Source organism: Streptomyces sp. NPDC050504 (genome assembly GCF_044458065.1).
GTDB lineage: Bacteria > Actinomycetota > Actinomycetes > Streptomycetales > Streptomycetaceae > Streptomyces.
Genome location: NZ_JBITHO010000003.1, coordinates 853,597 through 880,025 on the forward strand (window position 1 = coordinate 853,597; position 26,429 = coordinate 880,025).

25 protein-coding genes and 1 tRNA gene are annotated in these 26,429 nt (G+C 72.2%); 10 read left to right on the top strand and 16 right to left on the bottom strand.

Annotated elements, in window-relative coordinates; genetic code table 11:
- Positions 1-26: 26 nt before the first annotated feature.
- The 6 genes from ACIBNE_RS14725 to ACIBNE_RS14750 all read left to right on the top strand — a co-directional run bounded on the left by ACIBNE_RS14725 (position 27) and on the right by ACIBNE_RS14750 (position 8,579).
- Complete coding sequence (locus ACIBNE_RS14725) at positions 27-755, top strand: response regulator transcription factor (protein WP_399271400.1); 729 nt, start codon at positions 27-29, stop codon at positions 753-755.
- Positions 748-2,460 carry an ATP-binding protein gene (locus tag ACIBNE_RS14730; protein WP_399271399.1) on the top strand — a complete coding sequence of 571 codons (1,713 nt, stop codon included), beginning with the start codon at positions 748-750 and terminating at the stop codon, positions 2,458-2,460. Before ACIBNE_RS14725 ends, ACIBNE_RS14730 begins: the two co-directional genes overlap by 8 nt.
- Before the next feature lie 26 nt (positions 2,461-2,486).
- A complete protein-coding gene (locus ACIBNE_RS14735) occupies positions 2,487-3,902 on the top strand; it encodes a glycosyltransferase (protein WP_399271398.1) in 1,416 nt (471 codons plus the stop codon).
- Positions 3,899-6,124, top strand: a complete 2,226-nt coding sequence (locus tag ACIBNE_RS14740; protein ID WP_399271397.1) for a glycosyltransferase family 39 protein — start codon at positions 3,899-3,901, stop codon at positions 6,122-6,124. The genes ACIBNE_RS14735 and ACIBNE_RS14740 overlap by 4 nt, the downstream gene beginning before the upstream one ends.
- A 90-nt stretch (positions 6,125-6,214) precedes the next feature.
- Positions 6,215-7,723 carry an MFS transporter gene (locus ACIBNE_RS14745; RefSeq protein WP_399271396.1) on the top strand — a complete coding sequence of 503 codons (1,509 nt, stop codon included), beginning with the start codon at positions 6,215-6,217 and terminating at the stop codon, positions 7,721-7,723.
- A gap of 70 nt (positions 7,724-7,793) precedes the next feature.
- Positions 7,794-8,579: a TetR/AcrR family transcriptional regulator gene (locus tag ACIBNE_RS14750; protein ID WP_399271395.1), complete on the top strand. Its 786-nt coding sequence runs from the start codon at positions 7,794-7,796 to the stop codon at positions 8,577-8,579.
- Between the two features lie 333 nt (positions 8,580-8,912).
- Here the strand turns inward: ACIBNE_RS14750 and ACIBNE_RS14755 are convergent, their stop codons facing one another.
- Together ACIBNE_RS14755 and ACIBNE_RS14760 are read right to left on the bottom strand one after the other, a co-directional pair.
- Positions 8,913-10,556 carry an MDR family MFS transporter gene (locus ACIBNE_RS14755; RefSeq protein WP_399271394.1) on the bottom strand — a complete coding sequence of 548 codons (1,644 nt, stop codon included), beginning with the start codon at positions 10,554-10,556 and terminating at the stop codon, positions 8,913-8,915.
- Positions 10,557-10,596: 40 nt separating this feature from the next.
- Positions 10,597-11,058 (bottom strand): MarR family winged helix-turn-helix transcriptional regulator, encoded by a 462-nt coding sequence (locus ACIBNE_RS14760; RefSeq protein ID WP_399271393.1) that lies wholly within the window; start codon positions 11,056-11,058, stop codon positions 10,597-10,599.
- A 230-nt stretch (positions 11,059-11,288) separates the two neighbouring features.
- On the opposite strand from ACIBNE_RS14760, the gene ACIBNE_RS14765 reads away from it, so the two are divergent.
- Positions 11,289-11,510, top strand: coding sequence for a hypothetical protein (locus ACIBNE_RS14765; RefSeq protein ID WP_399271392.1), 222 nt, complete (start codon positions 11,289-11,291; stop codon positions 11,508-11,510).
- 39 nt (positions 11,511-11,549) lie between these two features.
- Here ACIBNE_RS14765 and ACIBNE_RS14770 read toward each other — a convergent pair whose 3' ends face one another.
- From ACIBNE_RS14770 to ACIBNE_RS14810, 9 genes are all read right to left on the bottom strand, one after another.
- A complete protein-coding gene (locus ACIBNE_RS14770) occupies positions 11,550-12,425 on the bottom strand; it encodes a hypothetical protein (RefSeq protein ID WP_399271391.1) in 876 nt (291 codons plus the stop codon).
- Between the two features lie 99 nt (positions 12,426-12,524).
- Positions 12,525-13,355 carry an RNA polymerase sigma factor SigF gene (locus ACIBNE_RS14775; protein ID WP_399271390.1) on the bottom strand — a complete coding sequence of 277 codons (831 nt, stop codon included), beginning with the start codon at positions 13,353-13,355 and terminating at the stop codon, positions 12,525-12,527.
- A 223-nt stretch (positions 13,356-13,578) separates the two neighbouring features.
- On the bottom strand, positions 13,579-14,463 hold the full coding sequence (locus ACIBNE_RS14780; protein ID WP_399271389.1) for an RNA polymerase sigma factor SigF: 885 nt from the start codon (positions 14,461-14,463) through the stop codon (positions 13,579-13,581).
- A gap of 213 nt (positions 14,464-14,676) precedes the next feature.
- Positions 14,677-14,970 (bottom strand): Dabb family protein, encoded by a 294-nt coding sequence (locus tag ACIBNE_RS14785; protein ID WP_399271388.1) that lies wholly within the window; start codon positions 14,968-14,970, stop codon positions 14,677-14,679.
- Between the two features lie 8 nt (positions 14,971-14,978).
- On the bottom strand, positions 14,979-15,143 hold the full coding sequence (locus ACIBNE_RS14790) for a hypothetical protein (RefSeq protein ID WP_399271387.1): 165 nt from the start codon (positions 15,141-15,143) through the stop codon (positions 14,979-14,981).
- Positions 15,144-15,585: 442 nt separating this feature from the next.
- Positions 15,586-15,670: transfer RNA gene (locus ACIBNE_RS14795), tRNA-Ser, on the bottom strand.
- Between the two features lie 57 nt (positions 15,671-15,727).
- Positions 15,728-16,156 (bottom strand): tRNA adenosine(34) deaminase TadA, encoded by a 429-nt coding sequence (gene tadA / locus ACIBNE_RS14800; RefSeq protein ID WP_399271657.1) that lies wholly within the window; start codon positions 16,154-16,156, stop codon positions 15,728-15,730.
- A 44-nt stretch (positions 16,157-16,200) separates the two neighbouring features.
- The gene (locus tag ACIBNE_RS14805) at positions 16,201-16,764 is read right to left on the bottom strand and encodes a hypothetical protein (protein ID WP_399271386.1); all 564 of its coding nucleotides are present in this window, start codon (positions 16,762-16,764) and stop codon (positions 16,201-16,203) included.
- A gap of 204 nt (positions 16,765-16,968) precedes the next feature.
- Positions 16,969-17,163, bottom strand: a complete 195-nt coding sequence (locus ACIBNE_RS14810; protein ID WP_399271385.1) for a hypothetical protein — start codon at positions 17,161-17,163, stop codon at positions 16,969-16,971.
- 116 nt (positions 17,164-17,279) lie between these two features.
- On the opposite strand from ACIBNE_RS14810, the gene upp reads away from it, so the two are divergent.
- Positions 17,280-17,915, top strand: a complete 636-nt coding sequence (gene upp, locus ACIBNE_RS14815) for a uracil phosphoribosyltransferase (RefSeq protein WP_399271384.1) — start codon at positions 17,280-17,282, stop codon at positions 17,913-17,915.
- 131 nt (positions 17,916-18,046) lie between these two features.
- Here upp and ACIBNE_RS14820 read toward each other — a convergent pair whose 3' ends face one another.
- Together ACIBNE_RS14820 and ACIBNE_RS14825 are read right to left on the bottom strand one after the other, a co-directional pair.
- Positions 18,047-18,691, bottom strand: coding sequence for a LytR C-terminal domain-containing protein (locus ACIBNE_RS14820; RefSeq protein WP_399271383.1), 645 nt, complete (start codon positions 18,689-18,691; stop codon positions 18,047-18,049).
- A 121-nt stretch (positions 18,692-18,812) separates the two neighbouring features.
- Positions 18,813-19,139 carry a type II toxin-antitoxin system VapB family antitoxin gene (locus ACIBNE_RS14825; protein WP_399271382.1) on the bottom strand — a complete coding sequence of 109 codons (327 nt, stop codon included), beginning with the start codon at positions 19,137-19,139 and terminating at the stop codon, positions 18,813-18,815.
- Between the two features lie 97 nt (positions 19,140-19,236).
- Between ACIBNE_RS14825 and ACIBNE_RS14830 the strand changes: the two genes are divergently transcribed.
- Complete coding sequence (locus ACIBNE_RS14830; RefSeq protein ID WP_399271381.1) at positions 19,237-20,832, top strand: helicase HerA-like domain-containing protein; 1,596 nt, start codon at positions 19,237-19,239, stop codon at positions 20,830-20,832.
- 33 nt (positions 20,833-20,865) lie between these two features.
- Here ACIBNE_RS14830 and ACIBNE_RS14835 read toward each other — a convergent pair whose 3' ends face one another.
- Positions 20,866-22,428, bottom strand: a complete 1,563-nt coding sequence (locus ACIBNE_RS14835; protein WP_399271379.1) for a M28 family metallopeptidase — start codon at positions 22,426-22,428, stop codon at positions 20,866-20,868.
- 124 nt (positions 22,429-22,552) lie between these two features.
- On the opposite strand from ACIBNE_RS14835, the gene ACIBNE_RS14840 reads away from it, so the two are divergent.
- Positions 22,553-23,485, top strand: coding sequence for a cation diffusion facilitator family transporter (locus ACIBNE_RS14840; protein WP_399271378.1), 933 nt, complete (start codon positions 22,553-22,555; stop codon positions 23,483-23,485).
- A 162-nt stretch (positions 23,486-23,647) separates the two neighbouring features.
- Here the strand turns inward: ACIBNE_RS14840 and ACIBNE_RS14845 are convergent, their stop codons facing one another.
- Entirely contained in the window at positions 23,648-25,921 is a 2,274-nt protein-coding gene (locus tag ACIBNE_RS14845; RefSeq protein WP_399271377.1) for an ATP-binding cassette domain-containing protein, read from the bottom strand.
- Positions 25,922-26,029: 108 nt separating this feature from the next.
- Positions 26,030-26,410, bottom strand: a complete 381-nt coding sequence (locus tag ACIBNE_RS14850) for a VOC family protein (RefSeq protein WP_399271376.1) — start codon at positions 26,408-26,410, stop codon at positions 26,030-26,032.
- Positions 26,411-26,429 lie beyond the last annotated feature (19 nt).

Consider the following 26,429-nt stretch of genomic DNA (forward strand, 5'->3'; position numbering starts at 1 on the left):
TCAGGTGCCCCCGGGACCGTTTCCCCATGCCTACGACGCGTACCGAACTGCACAGGCCCGACGGCAGCCCCGTCCGGGTCCTCGTCGTGGACGACGAGGCGCCGCTCTCCGAGCTGCTGTCCATGGCCCTGCGTTACGAGGGCTGGCAGGTCCGCAGCGCGCGCGACGGCGCGGGGGCCGTCAGGGCCGCGCGGGACTTCAGGCCCGACGCGGTCGTCCTGGACGTGATGCTGCCCGACATGGACGGGCTCTCCGTCCTGGGCAGGCTGCGCGCGGACGACGCCGGGGTGCCGGTGCTGTTCCTCACCGCGAAGGACGCGGTCGAGGACCGCATCGCCGGGCTCACCGCGGGCGGCGACGACTACGTCACCAAGCCGTTCAGCCTGGAGGAGGTCGTCGCACGGCTGCGCGGGCTCATCAGGCGCTCGGGCGGCGCGGGCCCGCGCGCGAGCGGGTCGCGGCTGGCCGTCGGCGACCTGGTGCTCGACGAGGACAGCCACGAGGTCAGCAGGGACGGCCGACACATCCACCTCACCGCGACCGAGTTCGAGCTGCTGCGGTTCCTGATGCGCAATCCGCGCCGGGTGCTGAGCAAGGCGCAGATCCTCGACCGGGTCTGGTCGTACGACTTCGGCGGCCAGGCCAACGTCGTCGAGCTGTACGTGTCGTACCTGCGCAAGAAGATCGACGCGGGCCGCAGCCCCATGATCCACACCCGGCGCGGGGCCGGGTACCTGATCAAACCCGGTGAGTAGGGCCCGTACGGGCGCCCGGGTGCGCGGGACCGGCACGGGCGCAGGCGGGCGGCGGCGGTGGTCGCTGCGCGCCCGGCTGGTGCTCTCCGCCGTGCTGCTGATCGGCATCGTCGCCGGGGTGATCGGCTCGGTCACCGCCATCGCGTACCGGAGCTATCTGTACGGGAAGCTGGACGACCAGCTGCGGGCCGTGGCCGAGCGGGGCCGGCGCCCGCCGGGGCCCGTGCCGCCGGGGTCCGTGCCGCCTGGGCTGCCCGAGCCCCTCGATCCGCTGCGGTTCGTCGGCGGCGGCGGGCAGCCGCTCGCCACCTTCGGCGTGCTGGTGCGCGACGGGCGGGCCGTCACCTCCAAGATCGTGGACGAGACGGGCGACGGTACCTCGCGCGTCGTGCGCACCGCGCTCCCGCTGACCGACGAGCAGCTGCGGGTGGCCGTGACGGCGGTCGGCGACACGTCGGTGCGCGGCATGGACCTGCCGGGGCTCGGCGCCTACCGGGTGACCTCCGTCGAGCTGTTCGAGGGAGGCACCGCCGTCGTGGGCATGCCGGCGGCCGAGGCGCGCGGCGCGCTCTCCACGCTGGTCGTCGTCGAGGTGTGCGTCACCGCCGCCGGGCTGGTGGCCGCCGGGCTCGCGGGCTGGGCGATCATCGGGGTGGCGCTGCGGCCGCTGCGCCGGGTCGCCGCGACGGCCACCAGGGTCGCCGAACTCCCGCTGCACAGCGGCGAGGTGGCCCCGCTGGAGCGCGTCCCCGACACCGAGGCGGACGGCAGGACCGAGGTCGGGCAGGTCGGCGCCGCGCTCAACCGCATGCTGGACCACGTCGGTTCGGCGCTCGCGGCCCGGCAGGAGAGCGAGACCCGGGTGCGCCGCTTCGTCGCGGACGCCAGCCACGAACTGCGCACGCCGCTCGCCTCGATCCGCGGCTACGCCGAACTGACCCGGCGCGGCGACGAGCCCGTGGGCCCCGACACCCGGCACGCCGTCGGGCGGATCGAGTCCGAGGCGATCAGGATGACCGGGCTCGTCGAGGACCTGCTGCTGCTCGCCCGGCTCGACGCGGGGGCAGCAGGCGGGGGTGGGGGCGGAGGCGCAGATGGGGTGCCGGGGGCCGGTGGGGTGGCGTGGGCCGGTGGGGTGGCGGGGGCCGCGCGGCCCCCGCTCTCGTACGAGAGCACCGATCTCTCGCCCCTCGTCGTCGACTCCGTGAGCGACGCCCGCGCGGCGGAACGCGGGCGGGGCGAGGGCCGCCACTGGCGCCTCGACCTGCCGGACGAGCCGGCGACCGTACGCGGCCACCCGCGCCGCCTCCAGCAGATCCTGGTGAACCTGCTGGCCAACGCCCGTACGCACACCCCGCCCGGTACGACCGTCACCACGCGCGTGCGGCGCGAGGGCGGCCTGATCGTCCTGGAGGTCGCCGACGACGGCCCCGGCATCCCGGCCGAGCTGCTGCCGCACGTCTTCGAGCGGTTCGCGCGCGGCGACGCCTCGCGCACGCGCAGGGCGGACGCGGCGCGCAGGGCGGACTCGTGGGGCACCGCCCATTCCACGGGTCTCGGGCTCGCCATCGTGCAGGCGCTGGCCACCGCCCACGGCGGGCGGGCCGAGGCGCGCTCCGAGCCGCGCGGCGGCGCGGTGTTCACCGTACGACTGCCCGCGCATCCCGTTTCACAGCCGACGGACAGGCTCACCACACGGCCGTGACAGGCCGGTTGACGAGTGTCGGCCCCATGCCAACCGAGACCGACGGCGAGGCCGGTACGGGTACCGCGTCGCCCACCCTTCCCAGCCGGGCCCCCGTCCCCGTGACCGCGGCCCCGGCCCCCGTCCTGGACGTCGTCCTCCCCGTCTACAACGAGGAGAAGGACCTGGAGCCCGGCGTGCTGCGGCTCCACGACCACCTCACGCGCACCTTCCCGTACCCCTTCCGCATCACCGTCGCCGACAACGCGTCCACCGACGGCACCCCGGAGATCGCCGCCCGCCTCGCCGCGACGCTCGACGGCGTGCGGTCGGTCCGGCTGGCGGAGAAGGGGCGCGGCCGGGCCCTGCGCGCCGCCTGGTCCGCGTCCGACGCGCCCGTCCTCGCCTACATGGACGTCGACCTCTCGACCGACCTCAACGCCCTGCTCCCGCTGGTCGCCCCGCTGCTCTCCGGCCACTCCGACCTGGCGATCGGCTCCCGGCTCAAGCGCACGTCGCGCGTGGTGCGCGGGCCCAAGCGCGAGTTCGTCTCCCGGGCCTACGCACTGATCCTGCGCTCCTCGCTGGCCGCCGGGTTCAGCGACGCGCAGTGCGGGTTCAAGGCGATCAGGCGGGACGTGGCCGAGCGGCTGCTGCCGCTGGTCGAGGACACCGGCTGGTTCTTCGACACCGAGCTGCTGGTCCTCGCCGAGCGGGCGGGCCTGCGCATCCACGAGGTGCCCGTCGACTGGATCGACGACCCGAACAGCCACGTCCGCATCGTGCGCACCGCGCTGGAGGACCTCAGGGGCGTGTGGCGGGTGGGCCGGGCGCTCGCGGTGGGCGCGCTGCCGCTCGACCGCCTCGCGCGCCCCTTCGGCGACGACCCGCGCGACCGGGTCCTGACCGGAGTGCCGCGCGGACTGGCCCGCCAACTGCTGGGCTTCTGCGCGGTCGGCGCGTTCTCGACGCTGTTCTACCTGCTGCTGTACTCGCTCTTCCGTACGGGTACGGGCGCCCAGGCCGCCAACGCCGCCGCCCTGCTGGTGTCGGCCCTCGCGAACACGGCGGCCAACCGGCGCCTCACCTTCGGGGTGCGGGGCAGGGAGCGCGCGCTGCGCCACCAGGCGCAGGGGCTGCTGGTCTTCGCGATCGGCCTCGCGCTCACCAGCGGCTCGCTCGCCGCGCTGGAACGGGCGTCCGCCGAGCCCGCGCACTCCGTGGAGCTCGCGGTGCTGATCGCGGCGAACCTCGCGGCGACGGTGCTGCGCTTCCTGCTGCTGCGGGCCTGGGTCTTTCCCGACCGCCGCGCGAGCGCCCCCGCGGCGCGCCTCTCAGCCCCCGCGGCCCGCTCCTCCGCCCCCGCGGCCCGCTCCTCCGCCCCCGCGGAGCCGCCCGCGCCCGCCGCGCCCACAGCCCCCGCCGCGCCCTCCGCCACCCACGACGGGACCGACGCCCGATGATCACGCTCACCACCACCGCCGCGGCCCCGGGCCCCGGCCGGGCCGCCCGCCACCGCGTCGCCCGCCGCGTCGCCCGCCGCGCCGCCGCCCTCTGGCGCGGCAGGCCCGACGACGCCCCCTGGGTCAGGCCCGCGCTGCTCGCGCTCCTCGCCGCGACCGGGCTGCTCTACCTCTACGACCTGGGCGCGTCCGGCTACGCCAACTCCTTCTACTCCGCCGCCGCGCAGGCGGGCGGCCAGAGCTGGAAGGCATTCTTCTTCGGCTCGCTCGACCCGGCCAACGCCATCACCGTCGACAAGCCGCCCGCCGCGCTGTGGCCGATGGCCCTGTCCGTACGGCTCTTCGGGCTCGGCTCCTGGCAGATCCTGGTGCCGCAGGCGCTGATGGGCACGGCCACGGTCGCGGTGCTGTACGCGGCGGTACGGCTCCGCTTCTCGGCCGCCGCCGGGCTGCTCGCGGGCGCGGTGCTCGCGCTGACGCCGGTCGCCGCGCTGATGTTCCGCTTCAACAACCCGGACGCGCTGCTCACGCTGCTGCTGACCGCGGCCGTGTACTTCGTGCTGCGGGCGCTCGCCGACGCGCGGACGAAGTGGCTGGTGGGGGCGGGGGCCGTGCTGGGCCTCGCGTTCCTGGCCAAGACGCTCCAGGCGTTCGTGGTGCTGCCGCCGCTGGCGCTGGTGTACGCGGTGTGCGGGCCGACCACGCTGCGCGGGAGGCTCGGCCGGCTCGCGGCGGGCACGGGCGCGATGGTCGTGGCGGGCGGCTGGTGGGTGGCGGCCGTCGAGCTGTGGCCGAAGTCCTCGCGCCCGTACGTCGGCGGCTCGCAGCACAACTCCTTCCTTGAGCTGACCTTCGGCTACAACGGCCTGGGGCGGCTCAACGGCGACGAGACGGGCAGCGTGGGCGGCGGCGGGCGCGGCGGCGCCGGGATGCCCGAGCCGCCCGCCGGGGCCGAGGGCCAGGTCTTCCAGGGCGGTGGCGGTGGCGGTCGCGGTGGCGGCTGGGGCGAGACCGGCGTCGGGCGGATGTTCGACGACAGCGTCGGCGGCCAGATCTCCTGGCTGCTGCCCGCCGCGCTGCTCCTGCTGGTCGCGGGGCTGGTGGTGACCCGCCGCGCGGCGCGCACGGACACCGCGCGCGCCGCGTTCCTGGTGTGGGGCGGCGTGCTGCTGACGACCCTCGCGGTCTTCAGCTTCATGGCCGGGATCTTCCACGAGTACTACACGGTCGCGCTGGCCCCGCCGATCGCGGCGCTGGTCGGCACGGGCGCCACAGTCCTCTGGGAGGAGCGCAGGACGTGGGCGGCCTCGGCCGCTCTGGCGGGCGCGGTCGCGGTGAGCGCGGTGTGGGCGTACGAACTGCTGGGCCGCACCCCGGACTTCGTGCCGTGGCTGCGGTGGGCCGTGCTGGTCGCGGGCGGTGCGGCGGCGCTCGGGCTGCTGTTCGCGGGGCGCGTCGACCGGCGGCTGGCGCTGGGCGCCGCGGGGCTCGGACTGGCGGCGTCGCTGGCGGGACCGGTCGCGTACGTGGCGTACACGGTGGACGAGGGGCACGCGGGGTCGATCGTGACGGCGGGGCCGCGTGCGGCGGGCGGGGGACCCGGGGGGATGCGCGTGGTGCGGTTCACCGGGGACGGCGGTGACGGTGGTGACGGCGGGCCGGGCGGCGGCGGAGGCGCAGGCCGGGGGCAGCGGCCGCCGCAGGGCGGTCCCGGCGGGCAGGGCTTCCCGGGCGGCGGTCCCGGCGGGCAGGGCGGTCGTCCCGGAGGCGTCGGCGCGCCTTCCGGAGCGCGCGGCCCGAGCACGTACACCACGGGCATCGGCGGCCTGGGCGGCCTCCTCGGCGGCGCGGCCGTGGGCGACGGGGCCCGCGCCAGGATCGCGGCGGACGCGGACGCGTACACCTGGGCGGCGGCGACCGTCGGCGCGCAGAACGCCGCGAGCTACCAGCTCGCGACCGGGGAGCCGGTGATGGCGATCGGCGGCTTCAACGGGAGCGACCCGTCCCCGACGCTCGCGCGGTTCAAGGAGTACGTCGCCGAGGGCCGCATCCACTACTTCATCGGCTCGGGCGGCGGCGGCCGCGAGACCGGTCCCCAAGGCGGGCCCGGAGGCCCCGGTGGCGGCACCTCCGGGGCCATCTCCAGCTGGGTCGCCGAGCACTTCACCGCACTCACCGTGGACGGCGCCACGTTCTACGACCTGACGGCCCCGAAGGCGTAGCGGAAAAGTCCTTTACAGCGTACGAGAGTCTCTTCTACGGTGTACGACGCACGTTCCCGTACACCGTAGAAGAGATCTGGAGACCGCAGCATGACGGCGACGACCGCCGAGAAGAACGACCTCACCCCGCAAGGTCACCCGCAGCGCTGGCTGATCCTCGGTGTCATCTGCCTCGCCCAGCTCACCGTGCTGCTCGACAACACCGTCCTGAACGTCGCGATCCCCTCCCTCACCGAGGAACTGGACGCGTCGGGCTCCGACATCCAGTGGATGATCAACGCGTACTCGCTGGTCCAGTCCGGGCTGCTGCTCACCGCGGGCAGCGCGGCCGACCGCTACGGCCGCAAGAAGATGCTGGCCGCCGGACTCGTCCTGTTCGGCGTCGGCTCGCTCGTCGCGGGCCTCGCCGACTCCTCCGCACAGCTCATCGCGGCGCGCGCGGGCATGGGCGTCGGCGGCGCGCTGCTGATGACCACCACGCTCGCGGTCGTCGTGCAGATCTTCTCCGACGAGGAGCGGGTCAAGGCGATCGGCCTCTGGGCGACCGTCAACTCCCTGGGATTCGCCGCCGGTCCGCTGATCGGCGGGGTCATGCTCGACCACTTCTGGTGGGGCGCGATCTTCCTGATCAACATCCCGGTCGCGATCATCGGCCTGGTGGCCGTGCTCTCCCTGGTCCCCGAGTCCAAGAACCCGCAGGGCGACCGCCCCGACCTGCTCGGCGCGCTGCTCTCCACCATCGGCATGGCGGGCGTGGTGTTCGCGATCATCTCCGGTCCCGAGCACGGCTGGCTCTCCGGGCGGGTGCTGGCCTCGGCGGGCGTCGGCGCGGTGGCCCTCGCCGCCTTCGCGCTGTGGGAGCTGAAGATCCCGTACCCGATGCTGGACATGCACTTCTTCCGCAACCAGCGCTTCGTCGGGGCCGTCGCGGGCTCGATCCTCGTCGCCTTCGGCATGGGCGGCTCGCTCTACCTGCTCACCCAGCACCTCCAGTTCGTGCTCGGGTACGGGCCGCTGGACGCGGGGCTGCGCACGGCGCCGCTCGCGCTCACGGTGGTGGCGCTCAACCTCACGGGCGTCGGCGCGCGGATCCTGCCCAAGCTGGGCACGCCCGGCACCATCGCGTCCGGCATGACCCTGCTGTCGGGCGGCCTCGTCGCCATCGCGGTGCTCGGCAGGGACTCGTACTCCGGGATGCTGCTCGGCCTGGTCGTGATGGGCGCGGGCATCGCGGTGGCGATGCCCGCGATGGCCAACGCCATCATGAGCGCGATCCCGCCGGAGAAGGCGGGCGTGGGCGCCGGCGTCAACGGCACCCTCGCGGAGTTCGGCAACGGCCTGGGCGTCGCGGTGCTCGGCGCGGTCCTCAACTCCCGCTTCGCCGCGCTGATCCCGGGCGCGGTGAGCGCGGCCTCGCTGCCCGCCGCGCTGGCCGCCGCGGACTCGCCGGACGCCGAGCGGGAGATCACCGACGCGTTCGCGTCGGGCCTGGAGACCAGTCAGCTGGTGGGCGCCGCCGCGGTGCTCGCGGGCGGACTGCTGGCGGCGATGCTCCTTCGGCGCGCGGAGCGGGCAGACTCACCCGTAGCAGCGGCTTAGCATCGTAGGAGGGGCGTAGCGGAACCTTCGGGTCCGGTACGCCCCTCTCGAAGACCCGAAGGAGCGCGTCATGGTGTCCGCGGCCGACCGCGTGAAGAAGTCCGCACGGATGAGCGTGTGGCTGAGCGGCAAGACGATGCGGGCCCGAAGGCCGTCGGACCCGGGGCACCCGGCGGGCCTCGACCGCGAGCGGATCATCGCCGCGTCCGTGCGGCTGCTCGACGCGGAGGGCCTGGCGAAGTTCTCGATGCGGCGGCTGGCCGCCGAGCTGAACGTCACGGCGATGTCCGTCTACTGGTACGTCGACACCAAGGACGACCTCCTGGAGCTGGCGCTCGACTCGGTCTTCGACGAGCTGGAGGTGCACGACGAGTCGGCGGACTGGCGCGACCGCCTGCGCGCGACGGCGACGGCCTACCGGGGGCTGCTGGTGCGGCACACCTGGATGTCGGCGCTGCTCGGCACGTTCCTGAACATCGGCCCGCACTCGATGCGGTTCTCGATGGCGGTGCAGGACATCGTCCGCGCCTCGGGCCTCTCGCCGCGCGGCCAGATGGGCGGCCTCGCCGCGGTCTTCCAGTTCGTCTACGGGTTCGGCACGATCGAGGGCCACTTCGTGCAGCGGTGCGCGTCGGCGGGGATGACCCAGGACGAGTACTTCCAGGAGGCGATGGGCACGATCGCGGCGAACCCCGAGGCCAGGGAGGTGCTCGCGAAGTCCACGAAGCTGATGGAGGCGAGGGCCGGGGACACGGTCGCCGAGATGCGGGAGCGGGACTTCGAGTTCGCGCTGGACATCCTGGTGGCGGGCATCGAGACGATGACCCGCAGGGAGGCCGGCGAAGCGGCCCGATAATCCGGCGCGCGCCGGGCCGCGGTCCCGTACAGTTCGGGGCACCCGGTGCGCAGGCCACGGCTACTTCACCTCCAAAGTGAGCAACGCGGGTTCGAATCCCGTCGCCGACGAGAGTCGGTGTCGTCCAGCGGCCCAGGACGCTACGTCGCCGTCGCCGCCCTTGACCTCGGGTACTCCAACGCCTCCCCTCCGCAGCAGCGGACGGGAGGCGTTTCCATGCGTGGAGTGCGGTGCGTGATGCGTGGTGTGTATGGGGGAGGCGGGCCGTCCCCTGCCCGCCTCCCCGGTGTCGGGCGCCTCCGCTCGAAAGCGCCCGAGTCCGTGGGTCCCGCGTTACGCGCCCTCGGCGCTCGCGGGAGCCGCGCCCTGCTCCGCGCCCTCCTTCGGCGCCGCGTTCGACTTGAGCGCGACCTCCTTGATGAACAGCGTGACCAGGAAGGCGAGCAGCGCGGCCGGGGCCGAGTAGAGGAAGACGTCGCCGACGGCGTGCCCGTACGCGGCCTCCATGACCGTGCGCAGCGGGGCGGGCAGCTTGTCCAGGTCGGGGATGCCCCCGCCGCCCGTACCGCCGTGGCCGAACGCCGCGCCCTGCGGGCCCAGCTCGGCCAGGCCGTCCTTGACGTAGTGCGTGACCCGGTTCGCCATGACCGCGCCCAGCGCGGAGACGCCGATCGCGCCGCCCAGCGAGCGGAAGAAGGTGACGACGGACGAGGCCGCGCCGAGGTCCTCGGGGGAGACCTGGTTCTGGGTGCAGAGCACGAGGTTCTGCATCATCATGCCGATGCCCAGGCCCATGACGGCCATGTAGATCGCGAGGTGCCAGTACGGGGTGTCGTACCGCATGGTGCCCAGCAGCCCGAGGCCGGCGGTCACCAGCACGCCGCCCGAGACCAGCCACGCCTTCCACCGGCCGGTCTTGGTGATGACCTGGCCCGAGACGGTCGACGAGACGAAGAGGCCCGCGATCATCGGGATGGTCATCACGCCGGACATCGTCGGCGACTTGCCGCGCGCCAGCTGGAAGTACTGGCTGAAGAAGACCGTGCCTGCGAACATCGCGACGCCGACGAAGAGCGAGGCCAGCGAGGCCAGCGTGATGGTGCGGTTGCGGAAGAGCCGCAGCGGGATGATCGGCTCGCTCGCCCTGGACTCGACGTAGACGAAGAGCGCGGCGAGCAGCAGGGAGCCGCCGACCATCGCGTACGTCTGCCAGGAGATCCAGTCGTACTTGTCACCGGCGAAGGTGACCCAGACGAGCAGCAGCGAGACGGCCGCGCTGACCAGGAACGCGCCGGTCCAGTCGACCTTCACGTCGCGCTTGACCACGGGGAGCTTCAGGGTCTTCTGGAGCACGACCAGCGCGATGACCGCGAAGGGCACGCCGACGTAGAAGCACCAGCGCCAGCCGAGCCAGGAGGTGTCGGTGATGACGCCGCCGAGCAGCGGGCCGCCGACGGTGGCGACGGCGAAGGTCGCGCCGAGGTAGCCGGAGTAGCGGCCGCGCTCGCGCGGCGAGATCATCGCGGCCATCACGATCTGCGCGAGGGCGGAGAGGCCGCCGACGCCGACGCCCTGGACGACGCGGCAGGCGATCAGCGTCCCGGCGTTCTGCGAGAGACCGGCGACGACCGAGCCCAGGACGTAGATGACCAGGGCTATCTGGACCAGCAGCTTCTTGCTGAAGAGGTCGGCGAGCTTGCCCCACAGCGGGGTGGTCGCGGTCATCGCGAGCAGCGAGGCCGTCACGACCCAGGTGTAGGCGGACTGGCCGCCGCCGAGGTCGCTGATGATCTCGGGGAGGGCGTTGGAGACGACCGTCGACGACAGGATCGCGACGAACATGCCGAGCAGCAGCCCGGTCAGCGCCTCCATGATCTGCCGGTGAGTCATCGGCGTACCGTCGCCGGAGGAGCCGTGGGGGTGCCCTCCGTGCTCGGCGTGGCCGCCCCGCACACCGGACGGTGTGGTCGTAGCCATGGATTTCCTTCTCTGTTGCTTCGTTGCGCGGGTGTACGGGTTATTCGGGCTGTTCGGGTTGTTCGGGTCGCGTCCGGCAGTCCCCGAAGCTGTCGCGGAGCCGGGCGAGCAGCGCGTTCAGCTGCCCGACCTCGTCGTCGCTCCAGTCGTCCAGCCGGTCGGCGAAGACCTCGGCGGTGCGCCGCCCCAGCTCGTCGAGGAGTTCCTTGCCCTGCGGGGTGATCCGCAGGATCCGGGAGCGCTTGTCGGCCGGGTCGGGGGACCGCTCGATCCACCCGCGCTCGGCGACGTGGGCGACGTGGCGGCTCGTCACCGAGATGTCGACCGCGAGCAGTTCGGCCATCCTGCTCATCCGCATCTCGCCGTAGCGGTCGAGCAGCGTGAGCACGGCGGCCGAGCCGCTCGGGCAGTCGGCGGGCAGGACGCGGGAGAGCCCGCGCTTGACGGCCCCGATGGCGCTGAGCTGCCGGGCCAGCTCCTCGTACTGGCTCCGTGCGGCCATGGGCACCCCCGGGTTGCGGTGGTGCGGCGCGTTCTGTCGCCGCATCTTGTTGCTTAGGGCAACGATAGAAGTTGTTGGTTGCCACAGGCAAACGAAAACGGGCCCGGCGGGGTAAAGGAACCCAAAAGGCTTCGCATGTGCGGAGTCAATGCGGGGCCCGTGGGGCCAGTGGGCCGTACGGGCGGGCCCGGGGTTGGGCGGAACCCGGGTGTTCGCTAGGGTCGGGCCCCATGGCACACAACCCCCACGCCCCGCAGAACCAGGGCCCCGAGGGCCAGTACGACCCCGCGGGCAGCACCCAGATGTTCCGCGCCTTCGTCGACGAGGGAGCGCCCCAGCAGAGCGGGCGGCAGCCCGCCCCGCAGCAGTCGGGCCCGAAGGTGGGGCTGATCGTCGGCGTCGTCGCCGTGCTCGTCGTCCTCGCGGGCGTCGCCTGGCTGGCGCTCGGCTGACGGGTTCTCAGCCGCCGGGTTCTCTGCCGGGAGCGACCCTCACGTCCACTCGACGGTGACGGCGCGCGTCTCCACGTGCATGCCCAGCGGCACCCGCCAGGCCTCCACGCAGACGGTGTACGTCTTCCTCGCCGTACCGCCCGCGGCGATCGGCGCCGGCAGCGGCTGAGCGGTCCGCACGGTCGCCCAGTCGGTGCCGAGCAGCCCGATGACGTGCGTCGCGAACGTCGCCGTGCCCGAACGCACCGGCGTGCCCCCGGCGTTGCGGAAGGTCACCGTGACCTTCTCGCACCAGCGCCGGTCGGCCTCGGCCCGCTCGGGCGCGCCGACCACCTTCAGCAGGGCGGGCGACGGCGGGTCCACGGGCGGGTGCGAAGGCTCCGGGGGCTTCGGGGGCTTCGGGGGCTTCGGCGGGCGGGTCGGGTCGGGCGGGTCCGGCGGGTTCACGGGTGGCCTCGGCCTGCCCGGACCGTTCGCGCCGCCCGGACCGTTCGGGCGTGGAGCGCCGCCGGGCTCCGCGTGTCCTGAGCCTGCACCGGGACCGCCGGTGGGCCGCGTCGCGGGCGGGCGCGGGGCGTCCGACGCCGTACCCGACGCCGTGCCCGCGGGGCCGGGGGCGCCGCTCTTCCCGTTGCCCGCGCTCCCCGGCGTACCGCTCCTGCCGCCCTTGCCGCCGCTGCCGCCCGCCGCGGGCGTCCCGGTCCCGTCCAGCGGCACCAGCAGCACCTCGCCCCGTGGCGCCGTACCGCTCGGGGCGCCGCCCTGTCCCGCAGCGCCGACCGCCGCGTACCCGTCCTCGCCCGAGCCGCCCCCGCAGCCGGTCAGCAGCCCGCTGCCCAGCCCCAGGCACAGCGCGGCCGCCGACGCGGCGGTGAGGCCTCGACGGCGGCCGACGGTGCGTTCCTCGCGTCGCATCGCGCCAGTGTCACTGACGGACCGTCAAGAAGGAACCCCGCTGCGCCTGTTGGCGAAACGCTTCGATCGGTACTGAGCCTGCCGGGACGCACCCCGGGTTCAGTCGGAGATGAGCCCCGCCCGCAGCGTCGCGAGCGTGCGCGTCAGCAGCCGCGAGACGTGCATCTGCGAGATGCCGACCTCCTCGCCGATCTGCGACTGCGTCATGTTCGCGAAGAAGCGCAGCATGATGATCTGGCGCTCGCGCGGCGGGAGTTTGGCCAGCAGCGGCTTGAGGGACTCGCGGTACTCCACGCCCTCCAGCGCCGAGTCCTCGTACCCCAGCCGGTCCGCAAGCGAGCCCTCGCCGCCGTCGTCCTCGGGGGACGGCGAGTCGAGCGACGACGCGGTGTAGGCGTTGCCCACCGCCAGGCCGTCGACGACGTCCTCCTCGGAGACGCCGAGCACCCGCGCCAGCTCCGGCACGGTCGGCGACCTGTCCAGCTGCTGCGCCAGCTCGTCGCTCGCCTTCGTGAGCGCGAGCCGCAGCTCCTGGAGGCGGCGCGGCACCCGCACCGACCAACTGGTGTCCCGGAAGAAGCGCTTGATCTCGCCCACGACCGTCGGCATCGCGAACGTCGGGAACTCCACGCCGCGTTCGCAGTCGAAACGGTCGATCGCCTTGATCAGACCGATCGTTCCGACCTGGACGATGTCCTCCATCGGTTCGTTGCGCGAGCGGAACCTGGCCGCCGCGTAACGCACCAGCGGGAGGTTGAGCTCGATCAGTGTGTCCCGTACGTACGCGCGCTCGGGGCTGTCCTTGTCGAGGGCGGCGAGCCGCAGGAACAGAGAGCGGGACAGAGTGCGGGTGTCGATGGCTTCCGAGCCGGTGCGCACGACGGGTGCTTCTTTGACGAGCACCTTCGAGCTGCCCTGTTCTGCGGACATGCCACCCCCTTGAGGTCGCGGACGGTCGCGGAGGGCCACGACCATCTGAGGAACGCAGCCTCCACCTGAATACCGGAGGCGGGGCCGCGGCAAACGCTCTTCCAGCAGAATGTCACATGTCGGCAACGCGCTGTAGTGACATGTCGACAAGTATGTGGCGAATCCGCGCAGGAAACAGGGGTTGTGGGGGTTTTCGGCCCGGATCGGGGATCACCCGATCAGGTCACGCCTCGATACGATTTGCGGATCTCAGCCGCGCGAAGCTCCGGGCCAGCAAACGCGAAACGTGCATCTGCGAAACGCCCAGCTCCTGGCTGATCTGGGACTGCGTCAGATTGCTGTAGTAACGGAGCATCAGGATCCGCTGCTCGCGCTCGGGCAGCTGCACCAGCAGGTGCCGTACGAGGTCGCGGTGTTCGACCCCGGCGAGCGCCGGGTCCTCGTAGCCGAGGCGGTCGAGCAGGCCCGGCAGCCCGTCGCCCTCCTGGGCGGCCTCCAGGGACGTCGCGTGGTACGACCGGCCCGCCTCGATGCAGGCCAGCACCTCTTCCTCGGAGATCTTCAGGCGCTCGGCGATCTCGGCGGTCGTGGGGGAGCGGCCGTGCAGCGTCGTCAGGTCCTCGGTGGCGCCGTTGACCTGCACCCACAGCTCGTGGAGGCGGCGCGGGACGTGCACGGTCCGCACGTTGTCCCGGAAGTACCGCTTGATCTCGCCGACGACGGTCGGCATCGCGAACGTCGGGAACTGCACGCCCCGGTCGGGGTCGAACCGGTCGATGGCGTTGATCAGGCCGATCGTGCCGACCTGGACGACGTCCTCCATCGGCTCGTTGCGGGAGCGGAACCGGGCGGCGGCGTAGCGGACGAGGGGGAGGTTCGCCTCGATCAGGGCCGCGCGGACCCTGCGGTGCTCGTCGGTGCCCGGGACGAGGCCCTTGAGCTCGCCGAAGAGGACCTGGGTGAGCGCCCTGGTGTCGGCGCCGCGCCGCTGTGCGGCCGTACGCGGCTCGGGGGCGGCCCCGGCGAGGGGTTCGGCGGGCGGCGGGGCGGGCGGCTCGTGCTCGGGCGCCTGGGGAGGCACTTGCTGCGGTGCGGTACTGGCCGGCACGGTCACGCCACCCCTTCACGGTCAACGCTTCACGGTCAACAACGGTCAACTCATCCGTCAAAAGCGGTCATAGCATCACAAGACATGTCCACTGTGTGCAAGCACCGTATAACGCCGTGTTGACGGCAAGTTGGGCGGAACGTGTGCGGGAAGCGCCCCGGAAAGCGGAAAGGCCCCCCGCCACAGGGGCGGGGGGCCGGGCGAGCCGTCGGCTCAGAACTCGTAGTCGGCGATCACCCAAGTGGCGAACTCGCGCCACTGTCCCGCGGCCGCCTGGTGGGCCGGGTGCTCGATGTAGCGCTTCAGCGCATCGCGGTCCGCGACGGCGGAGTTGATGGCGAAGTCGTAGGCGATGGGCCGGTCCGTGATGTTCCAGGCGCACTCCCAGAACTCCAGCTCGGGCACCAGCCCGTCGAGCTCCTGGAAGGCCTTCACGCCGGCGGCGACGCGGGGCTCGTCCCGCTCCACGCCGTCGTTGAGCTTGAAGAGGACCAGATGGCGGATCAAGGGCACTCCTACTTGATGAGTTCGGTCATGAACTCGCCGATGCCGTTGGCGGCGTCCGAGATGCCCTCGAACCCTACTTGGACCAGATCCGCGGCCCTGGCCGGGGAGGTGATGATCGTGTACAGCACGAAGACGACAACTATGTAGAGCGCGATCTTCTTCGTTTGCACCATCAGTCCCTGCCTCCCCGACGTCCCCTGTGCGCGCAGTCGAGTGAGTCTATCCCCGATCACTGATCCGGGCTTTAAGGACCAAGGACCCGCCGATGAGGGCCCTTCGCCGGACCGCACGGGGCGCGTACGGGAGCAGGATGGATGCCAAGCCCGGCGGATCTGGCAGGAATCCCACCGGGCGAGGAACGGACCTCACTGCGGGGTCCACGGCGCGGGCTTCCCCCCCCTGATCGCGGCGTGGACTACGAGGAGCCGTTCTCATCGGGGGGAGCGGCTTGTCCCCCCGATGCCGCTCCCCCCGTCCAAAACGCGAAGCCCCGGCCCACTCCCCCCTGTGGCCGGGGCTTCCGCACGTCCTGAAGGGGCCACAAACGCCTCGGCGGCACGGCGGCAGCACGACAAGGGCCCCGGTGCCGAAGCACCGGGGCCCTTGTATCAAGAGCGGTAGCGGAGGGATTTGAACCCTCGGTGAGTTTCCCCACACTCGCTTTCGAGGCGAGCTCCTTCGGCCGCTCGGACACGCTACCGAGAGAGAGCTTAGCCCAAGGTGGGCCGTGCTCTGAAATCGGTATCGGAAAACGTCCTCAGCGGGTCCTGAAGAAGGCCGTGAGCCGGTCCGAGCACTCCGCCTCCAGCACCCCCGCGATCACCTCGGGGCGGTGGTTCAGCCTGCGGTCCCGTACGAGGTCCCAGAGCGAACCCGCCGCCCCGGCCTTCTCGTCGCGGGCGCCGTAGACGACCCGCCGCACCCGGGACTGCACCAGCGCGCCCGCGCACATCACGCACGGCTCCAGGGTCACGACGAGCGTGCAGCCGGTCAGCCGCCACTCGCCCAGCTTCGCCGCCGCCCTGCGCAGCGCCAGCACCTCCGCGTGCGCCGTCGGGTCGCCGGTCGCCTCGCGTTCGTTGTGCCCCGCGGCCAGGACCGCGCCCGCGGGGTCCAGCAGCAGGGCGCCGACCGGCACGTCGCCGGCCGACGCCGCGTGCGCCGCCTCGTCCAGGGCGAGCCGCATCGCGGCCCGCCAGGGATCTCGTACGGGGTCGTGCTCGTGCTCCACTAGCGCACTGCCTCCAGCAGCTCCGACGCCCCCAGGGTGTCGGCGATGTCGGTCAGCGCGTCGGTGTTGTCGAGGGCGAGCAGGTCCTTCTCGGAGACCCCGAGGTCGGCGAGGACCTCGCGGTCGCCCAGCGGGCCCGCCGGCAGGGCGGAGTGGGCCCCGGGCGCGCTCGCGCCCTCGTCGTCGTCCAGGTCGCCGTCCGGTGCGGCGCCTTCGTCGTCCGGTTCCTCGGTGCCGTCGAGGTCCAGGGCGTCCAGGTCGTCGAGTTCGCTTTCGGGGTCGTCGTCTCCGCCCGTCAGTTCGTTGGTGAGGATCTCTCCGTACGAGGAGCGGGCGGCGGCGAGCGCGTCCGAGACGTAGATGCGCGGATCGTCCTCGCCGTCCACGCGGACGACGCCGAACCAGGCGTCCTCCTGCTCGATGAGGACCAGCACGGTGTCCTCGTCGATCGCGGCCTCACGGGCCAGGTCCGTCAGGTCGGACAGGGTCTCCACGTCGTCGAGCTCCGTGTCGCTCGCTTCCCACCCGTCTTCGGTGCGCGCGAGCAGTGCGGCGAAATACACCGTGACTCTCCCACTGGTCATAGGTGTGTCGGTCCGACGGGAGGACAGCCACATCGGCTGTCTGTACCCCGCCCACTCGGAATCGTGGCAGAAACGAGGCGTTCGCGAGAGGTCTTCCGCGGTTGCGTCGTCCATCAGTTCTGACGCGGGCCTGGTGAGCGGGGTGCCGTACCCGCCCGAACCGCCCTCGGCGCACCGCGCGCACTACCAGCGGAAGGTCCGCATCCGCATGGCCTGGCGCATTCTCGCGGCGCGCGCCCGACGCGGCTGGACGCGCTCGCGCAGCGCCTTGGCCTCGTTCAGCTCCCGGAGGAACTGGGCACGCCGCCTGCGGCGCTCGGCATCGCTCTCCGAGTCGCTCGGCGGCGCCGAGTGCTCGGGCTGTTCCGGGTCTGGCATCGGTGAACCACCCCAGGGCTAGGGTTCCGTCCCGTACGTCCCCCCTGCATACGTCCACTGTCCCCCACCTTCCCTCGGGGCGGCACGTTGATGCCGGCCGGGGATACTGTGGTGACATGCGGATCCACGTCGTCGACCACCCCTTGGTGGCGCACAAGCTCACCACGCTGCGCGACCAGCGCACCGATTCCCCGACCTTCCGGCGCCTCGCCGACGAACTGGTCACCCTGCTCGCCTACGAGGCCACCAGGGACGTGCGCACCGAGCAGGTCGACATCGTGACCCCGGTCACGCCCACCACGGGCGTCCGGCTCTCGCACCCGCGCCCGCTGGTCGTGCCGATCCTGCGCGCCGGGCTCGGCATGCTCGACGGCATGGTGCGGCTGCTGCCGACCGCCGAGGTGGGCTTCCTCGGCATGATCCGCAACGAGGAGACGCTCCAGGCGGAGACGTACGCGACGCGGATGCCCGAGGACCTGTCCGGGCGCCAGGTGTACGTCCTGGACCCGATGCTCGCGACCGGCGGGACGCTGGTGGCGGCGATCCAGGAGCTGATCAAGCGCGGTGCGGACGACGTCACGGCGGTCGTCCTGCTCGCGGCGCCCGAGGGCGTCGAGGTCATGGAGCGCGAGCTGGCGGGGACGCCGGTGACGGTGGTGACGGCTTCGGTCGACGAGCGCCTCAACGAGAACGGGTACATCGTCCCCGGGCTCGGCGACGCGGGCGACCGCATGTACGGCACGGCGGAGTAGCCCTCACCGGGAAGGCGCGGCACGGCTCGCGGCGGTACGGCTCCCGGGGGAGGCGTACCGCCTGCGGCGGGCGGCACCCCACCCCGCCCCTTCCCGGAACCGGGGCAGGGCTTCGGGAACGCCTCCCGCCCCTACTTCTTCGCGCAGCCCGCTCCCGCCGCGCTCTTCGGGTGCGCGAGCGCCACCAGCTCGGCGTCGGCGGCCTTCTTCGGCGTGAGCGCCTTGTACGCCGTACCCAGGATCAGGTCCACGTCCGGCGTCCTGCGCGCGTCCGTCTTCTGCTGCGCGCCCTTCAGCTGCGTGGCGAGCACCGCGAACGGCCCCTTCGCCGCGCTGGGCGCGCCCAGCAGCACTCCGGGCCCGGGGACCTTCTTGTCGTACGCGGCGGGGGCGTTGCCGAAGGTCTTCACGGCGAATCCGCGCTTCTTGAGCTCGTCGGCCACCGACTTGGCGAGCCCCGAGCGCGGCGTCGCGTTGTAGACGTTGACGGAGATCTGCCCGGGTCCGGGCAGGGTCACGGCCTTGGGCTTCGCCACGGGCGCGGCCGCGACCGCCTTGCAGTCCGTGCCGCGTCCCGCCGCCTCCGCCTTCTCGCCGTCGCCCGTGAAGACGTCGATGAGCTGCAGCGTTCCCCAGCCGGCCAGGCCGAGGGCCACCACCGCGGCGACGACCGCGAGCACGATCCTGCGACGGTTGCCGGGGCGCCGCATGCGCGGATATTTGTCACCCGTGATGCGGTACTTTCCGCCCATACCAGGGGGAGTGAGCATGCTCATGGGCGCAGCGTAGTGCCGCCCGATGGCGATTCCTATTAAGTGATCAACGGGTTGTGCCCGTGTGCGGCCCAAATGGCCCTAAAGGCGTAGGGGCCCGAGGGCGCGGGGAGCGGAGCGGGCGTCAGCTCAGTTCGACGGGGCCGAAGGTCGCGGCGTCGAGCTCCAGCACGCGCGCGTGCAGCACCTGCCGCTGCTGGAGCGCGGCGCGCACCGCGCGGTGCAGTCCGTCCTCCAGATACAGATCGCCCTGCCACTTCACGACGTGCGCGAAGAGGTCGCCGTAGAAGGTGGAGTCCTCCGCGAGGAGGGTCTCCAGGTCCAGCTGGCCCTTGGTGGTGACGAGCTGATCGAGGCGGACCGGTCGCGGTGCTACGTCCGCCCACTGGCGGGTGCTTTCCCGGCCGTGGTCGGGGTACGGCCGTCCGTTTCCGATGCGCTTGAAGATCACACGGAAAGCCTACCGGGCAAGCGCCTCCGGGCGCAGCCATGGAGACGTACTGCGATGCTGGGGCAATCTGCCGCAGACCTTGAAAAAAGGGGCCGTCGTGACTCAGCCGCAGCAGTCGCCGCCGCAGCCGTCGCAGGACATCGCCGCCGGGTACGCCTTCGAGGGCCCCGCCCTCGAACTCGGGGCGCTGCTCTGGGACGGCGCCTGCCTCCCCGAGGCGCGGATCCGCGTCCCGCTGGGGATGCTCAACCGGCACGGGCTGGTCGCGGGCGCCACGGGCACGGGCAAGACCAAGACCCTGCAACTGCTGGCCGAGCAGCTGTCCGCGAACGGCGTGCCGGTCTTCCTCGCGGACGTGAAGGGCGACGTCTCGGGCATCTCGGCGCCCGGCGCCGACGGCGAGAAGGTGCGTGAACGCGCAGGTCAGGTGGGTCAGGAGTGGGAAGCGCAGGGCTTTCCCAGCGAGTTCTACGCGCTCGGCGGCCTCGGCCACGGCATCCCGCTGCGGGCGACGGTCACCAGCTTCGGGCCCGTCCTGCTGTCGAAGGTCCTCCAGCTGAACCCGACGCAGGAGCAGTCGCTCGGGCTGATCTTCCACTACGCCGACGGCAAGGGCCTCGAACTGATCGACCTGAAGGACCTGCGGGCCGTGGTCGCCCATCTGGTGTCGGACACCGGGAAGGCCGAACTCAAGGGGATCGGCGGGCTCTCCACGGTCACCGCAGGGGTGATCCTGCGGTCCATCACCGCCTTCGAGCAGCAGGGGGCGGGGGAGTTCTTCGGGGAGCCGGAGTTCGACACGGGCGAGCTGCTGCGGCAGGGCCCGGACGGGCGCGGGATCGTGTCGGTCCTGGAACTGCCCGCCGTACAGGACAAGCCGCAGCTCTTCTCGACGTTCCTGATGTGGCTGCTGGCGGACCTGTTCAACGACCTTCCCGAGGTCGGGGACGTGGAGCGGCCCAAGCTGGTCTTCTTCTTCGACGAGGCGCACCTGCTCTTCAAGGGCGCGTCGAAGCCGTTCCTGGAGTCGATCACCCAGACGGTCCGGCTGATTCGCTCGAAAGGGGTCGGGGTGTTCTTCGTGACGCAGACGCCGAAGGACGTGCCCGCCGATGTGCTCGCCCAGCTCGGCAACCGCGTGCAGCACGCGCTGCGGGCCTTCACGCCCGACGACGCGAAGGCGCTGAAGGCGACCGTGCGGACGTTCCCCAACTCCCCGTACGACCTGGAGGAGGTGCTCACCCGGCTCGGCACGGGCGAGGCGGTGATCACCGTGCTGAGCGAGACGGGCGCGCCCACCCCGGTCGCCGCGACCCGGCTGCGGGCGCCCGTGTCGCTGATGGGGCCGATCGGGGAGGCGGCGCTCGACGGCGCGGTGCGGGCCTCGCCGCTGTACGCGCGCTACGCCGACGCCGTCGACCGGGAGTCGGCGTACGAGAAGCTGACGGCCGAGCAGGCGGCGGCGGAGCAGGCCGCGCTGCGGGCCGCCGCGGAGGCCGCCGACGCGGCGGAGGCGGTGAAGGCCGAGAAGGCGGCGAAGGCCGCGGCTCGGGACAGGCCCGCGCCGGATCCCTCGCTCGCCGAGCAGGTGATGGACAGCGGGATGTTCAAGTCGCTGCTCAGGTCGGCGGGGACGCAGATCGGGCGGGAGATCACCCGGTCCCTCTTCGGTACGGCGCGCCGCAGGCGTTGAGGCCCGCGGCGCGCCGCGCCCGGCCGGGAGCGTCTAGGAACGGACGCCGTCGTGGGCGTGGTCGCCGTGCAGCCCGCCGCCTCCGGTGTCGCCGCCCACGGTGGGCTTGGAGACGACCGGCTTGGTCAGCGAGGACAGGTCGTGGGCGTAGGTGCCCACGGCGTTGGCTATGACGTCGACGTTGACGTCGAACGCCTTCATGTTGATGTTCCCGAGGTCGTCGCACTTGGCGTGGTAGCACTTGTCGTACGCCACCCCGGCCTGCCCGCCGAACTTCTCGGCCTGGGCCGCCGTCATGATGCCCTCGGCGCCGGTGAAGGTGCCGCCGGAGGGTATGCCGACCTCGATGAACGGGCCGTAGTCGGAGCGGCCGCTGAAGTCGGTGCCCTCGTGTGGCTGCTTCCTGGAGTCCAGGAAGGTGTTGATGTCCCGCTCCAGCTGGGCCGAGCCCTCGGGGCCAGGACCCGCGCCCGTGCCGTCGGAGTCGTCGCCGTCGTAGACGAACTGGCCGTAGTTCGGCGAGGCGATCATGTCGAAGTTCAGATAGAGCTTGACGTCCTTGCGCTGTGCCTCGGTGAGCTGCGCGACGTAGTGCTCGGAGCCGAGCAGGCCCAGCTCTTCGGCGGACCACCAGGCGAAGCGGACCTTGTTCGCGGGCTTGGCCTTGGACTTGGCGAGCTCCTGGGCGACTTCGAGGAGACCGGCCGAGCCGGAGCCGTTGTCGTTGATGCCGGGGCCCGCGGTCACCGAGTCGAGGTGGGAGCCGAGCATGACGGTCCGGTCGGACCGGCCGCCCTTGGTCTCGGCGATGACGTTGCGCGTGGTGCGCAGCTCCTGGAGCTGGCGGATCTCCAGGTTGAGCTTCACCTCGCCCTGGGCGGCCTCGGCGACGAGGGCCTCGCCGTCGGCGAGGGTGATGCCGCCGGTCGGGAGCTTTCCGGCCTCGGGGGAGCCGAGGGTGCCGTTGAGCGCCCCGGGGACGTTGTTGTAGATCACCGCGCCGACCGCGCCGGCGGCGGCGGCCGTGGCCTGCTTGAGGGCGAAGTCGCAGCCGCCGCGCTTGATGAGCGCGATCTTGCCGGTGAAGGTGCCCGAGGCGTAGTCGGACGCCTCGCAGCCGGTGGTGGCGTCGGCCGGGACGACCGCGAGGGAGGCGTTGATGCCGCCGGTCGGCGTGGACTTGGTGTACGACATGGCGCGCACGGTCAGGTCGCGCGGGGTGCCCGAGGTGACCCGCAGCTTCTCGGCGAGCGTCTCGATGTAGGTGAACTGGAAGGTCTGGTACGAGACGTCGTACCCGGCCTTCTTCAGCACGCTGTACACGTACGCGGCGGAGGCGTCGTGGCCCAGGGAGCCAGCCGAGCGGTGGCCGCCCGCGGAGTCGGCTATCGCCTGGAACCGCCTCAGGTGCTTGTACGCGTCCTCGGCTTTCGCGCCCTTGACCAGCTGCCGCGCCAGTTTGGCCGCTTCCTTGGCGGGGTCCTTTCCTGCTGCGGTCGGGTGCTGGGCCGACGCGGGGGCCGCTGCGAGCAGGAGCGGGGTGGCCAGTGCGGCGGCTGCGGCGAGAGCTGTGGCTCTGCGGCGAGTTGCGTTCACAGGAGTCCGTCGTCCTTCCGGTGCGAGCGTGCGGGTGAACAGGGTGAGCCGAACGTAGCGACTTGGGTTCCTCCTGTGAATGGATGTGTCGCAAGTAAGGGCTTCCTGTGCTCGACTGGCGGGTATGGGTCATGACCACGGGCCGAGCACGGCGTCCGTCGCGGCGGGCAGCGGGACGCTGAGCGGTTCGTTCCGCAAGCGGCTGGTGCTGACGATCGCCATCAGCGGAACGATCACCGTCATCCAGGTCGTGGGCGGTCTGCTGTCGGGGAGCCTGGCGCTGCTCGCGGACGCGGCGCACAGCCTCACGGACGCGGTCGGGGTGTCACTGGCGCTGGGCGCGGTGACGCTGGCGCAGCGGGCGCCGACGCCCCGGCGGACCTTCGGCTTCTACCGGGTGGAGATCTTCTCCGCCGTGCTGAACGCGCTGCTGCTGCTCGGGATCTTCGTCTGGGTCCTTTGGTCGGCGATCGGGCGCTTCCGGAATCCGGTGGAGGTCGAGGGCGGGCTGATGTTCGCGGTCGCGGTGGGCGGGCTGCTCGCGAACCTGGTGGGGCTGTGGCTGCTGCGGGACGCCAAGGACCAGAGCCTGAATCTGCGCGGGGCGTATCTTGAGGTCCTGGGGGACGCGCTGGGGTCGGTCGCGGTGATCGTGGGCGGGCTGGTGATCCTGTTCACGGGGTGGCAGGCGGCGGACCCGGTCGCCTCGATCGTGATCGGCCTGTTGATCGTGCCCCGGTCGTACGGGCTGCTGCGGGACGCGGTGCACGTCCTGTTGGAGGCGACGCCGCAGGACATGGACCTCGGGGAGGTGCGGGGGCACCTGCTGGCGGAGCGGGGGGTGGTGGACGTGCACGATCTGCACGCGTGGACGGTGACGTCGGGGATGCCGGTCCTGACGGCGCACGTGGTGGTGGACGAGGCGGTCGTGCGGGAGGAGGGGCTGGGGGTGGTCCTGGGGCGGTTGCAGGGGTGTGTGGGGGAGCACTTCGACGTGGCGCACTCCACGGTGCAGGTGGAGCCCGTGGGGCACGTGGAGGGCGCGGTGCACGAGTAGAGGGGCGGGGGTGGGGCGCCGGCTTTTCGCGGGGTCCGGTGCGCGGGGGCTTCGCGGGGTCCCGTCGCGCGGGGTGGGTGCGTGCGGCGTGTGCCGTGCTCCCGTGCTCCCGGGCGGTTCCCCGCGCCGCTGTCGGGGCGCGGGGAAGGCCCGGGGCCCCTGTCAGCCGACGTACTCGCGGAGGTGGTGGGCCGTCAGCGTGTCGCCCCGGTCCACCAACTGCCTCGGCGTTCCCGTGAAGACGATTTCGCCGCCGTCGTGGCCGCCGGACGGGCCGAGGTCTATGAGCCAGTCCGCGTGGGCCATCACGGCCTGGTGGTGCTCGATCACCACCACCGTGTTGCCGTCGTCCACCAGTCGGTCCAACAGCGCCAGGAGTTTGTCGACGTCCGCCATGTGGAGGCCCGTCGTCGGCTCGTCCAGGACGTAGGTGGAGGACTTCTCCGCCATGTGGATCGCGAGCTTGAGGCGCTGGCGCTCGCCGCCGGAGAGGGTGTTGAGGGGCTGGCCGAGGCGGAGGTAGCCGAGGCCCACGTCCCGGAGGCGGCCGAGGACGGTGCGGGCCTGGCCCGTACCGAAGAAGTCGTGCGCCTCGTCCACCGACATGGACAGCACCTCGCTGATGTTCTTGCCGTCCAGCGTGTAGGTGAGGACCTGGGGGGTGTACCGCTTGCCTTCGCAGTCCTCGCAGGGGGTGGCGACGCCGGCCATCATGGCGAGGTCGGTGTAGATGACTCCGGCGCCGTTGCAGTGCGGGCAGGCGCCTTCGGAGTTGGCGCTGAACAGGGCGGGCTTGACCCCGTTGGCCTTGGCGAACGCCTTGCGGATCGGGTCGAGCAGTCCGGTGTACGTGGCCGGGTTCGAGCGCCGGGACCCCCGGATCGGCGACTGGTCGGCCACGACGACGCCCTCCCGGCCGGAGAGGTGGCCGTGGACGAGCGAGGACTTTCCGGAACCGGCCACCCCGGTGACGACGGTGAGCACTCCGGTGGGGACGGACACCGAGACGTTCTTGAGGTTGTGCGCAGTGGCGTTCTCGATCGTGAGGTGGCCCGTGGGGGTGCGCGGGGTCTCGCGGAGCCGGGTGCGGTGGCCCAGGTGGCGCCCGGTGAGCGTGCCGGACGCGCGCAGGCCCGCGACGTCGCCCGCGTAGCAGAGCTCCCCGCCGTTCGAGCCCGCGCCGGGGCCGAGGTCCACCACGTGGTCGGCGATGGCGATGACCTCGGGCTTGTGCTCGACGACCAGGACCGTGTTGCCCTTGTCCCGCAGGCGCAGCAGCAGGTCGTTCATGCGCTGGATGTCGTGCGGGTGCAGGCCGGTGGTCGGCTCGTCGAAGACGTACGTGACGTCGGTGAGGGACGAGCCCAGGTGCCGCACCATCTTCACGCGCTGCGCCTCGCCGCCCGAGAGCGTGCCCGAAGGGCGGTCCAGGGACAGGTACCCGAGGCCGATCTCGACCAGGGAGTCGAGCAGGTCGCGGAGCCCGGCCAGGAGCGGCGCCACCGACGGCTCGTCCAGGTCCCGGACGAACTTCGCCAGGTCGTTGATCTGCATCGAGGAGCACTGGGCGATGTTCAGCCCGTTGATCTTCGAGGAGAGTGCCGCCCTGGTGAGGCGGGTGCCGTCGCAGGTCGGGCAGGCGGTGAAGACCACGGCCCGGTCGACGAAGGCCCGGATGTGCGGCTGCATCGCCTCGCGGTCCTTGACCAGGACGGTCCGCTGGAGCTTGGTGACCAGGCCCTCGTAGGTGAAGCCGTTGCTGCCGACCTTCACCTTGACCGCCGTCTTGCGCAGCAGGTCGTCCCATTCCCGCTCGGTGAAGTCCGCCAGCTTCTTGTCGGGGTCGTAGAAGCCGGACCCGGCCATGACGGACCAGGGCCAGGAGTCCACGCCGTACCCGGGGACCTTGATCGCGCCCTCGTTGATCGACTTGTCCCGGTCGACCAGCTCGGCCACGTCGACGTCCGAGACCTTGCCGGTCCCCTCGCAGGCGGGGCACATCCCTTCGGGGACGTTGAAGCTGAAGGCCCCCGAGGTGCCCACGTGCGGGGTGCCGAGCCGGCTGAAGACGATGCGCAGCATGGCGTACGCGTCGGTGGCCGTGCCCACCGTGGAGCGGGAGTTGGCGCCCATCCGCTCCTGGTCCACGACGATCGCCGCGCTCAGGTTGCGCAGCTCGTCCACGTCGGGGCGCCCCGGGCTCGGCATGAAGCCCTGGACGAAGGCGCTGTACGTCTCGTTGATCAGGCGCTGCGACTCGGCGGCGATCGTGCCGAAGACGAGCGAGGACTTTCCCGAGCCCGAGACGCCGGTGAAGACCGTGAGCCGTCGCTTGGGGAGGTCGAGGGAGACGTCCTTGAGGTTGTTCTCGCGGGCTCCTCGGACCTCGATCAGGTGGTGGCTGTCGGCGGTGATCTTCTGCTGGTCGGCAGGCATGCCGGTCCTCGCTCTCTGCTCTGGGTCGGGCTGTTGGGCGGTGGGCCGGGAGAGTCAGGCGGGTCAGGCAGGTCAGGCAGGTCAGGCGGGTAATGCAGGTAAGGCGGGTCAGGCGGGCGTTACCCAGTCGACCAGTTGGACGGTGACGCCGTTGGGGTCGGTCACCTGGAACAGCCGCTCTCCCCACGGCTCCACCCTCAACTCCATGGTGATCGAGACGCCTTCGGCGCGCAGGTGTTCGTACGCGGCGGGGAGGTCGTCGACCGTGAACGCGACGATCACGCCCGCGGCGCGCTCGTCGCGGAAGCCCTCGGGGAGGACTTCCGTGCCGCGCTTCAGGAATATGACGTTCGGGGCGCCCTCGCGGGCGAGCGAGACGAAGCCGTCCGCCGCCGCGACCTCCTCGAACCCGAAGTGCTTGGCGAGGAACGCGGCCGACGCGGCGGTGTCGTCGACGGTGAGTGAGAGGGCGGTCGAGGTGATCTGCATGCGGGACTCCCAGGGCGAG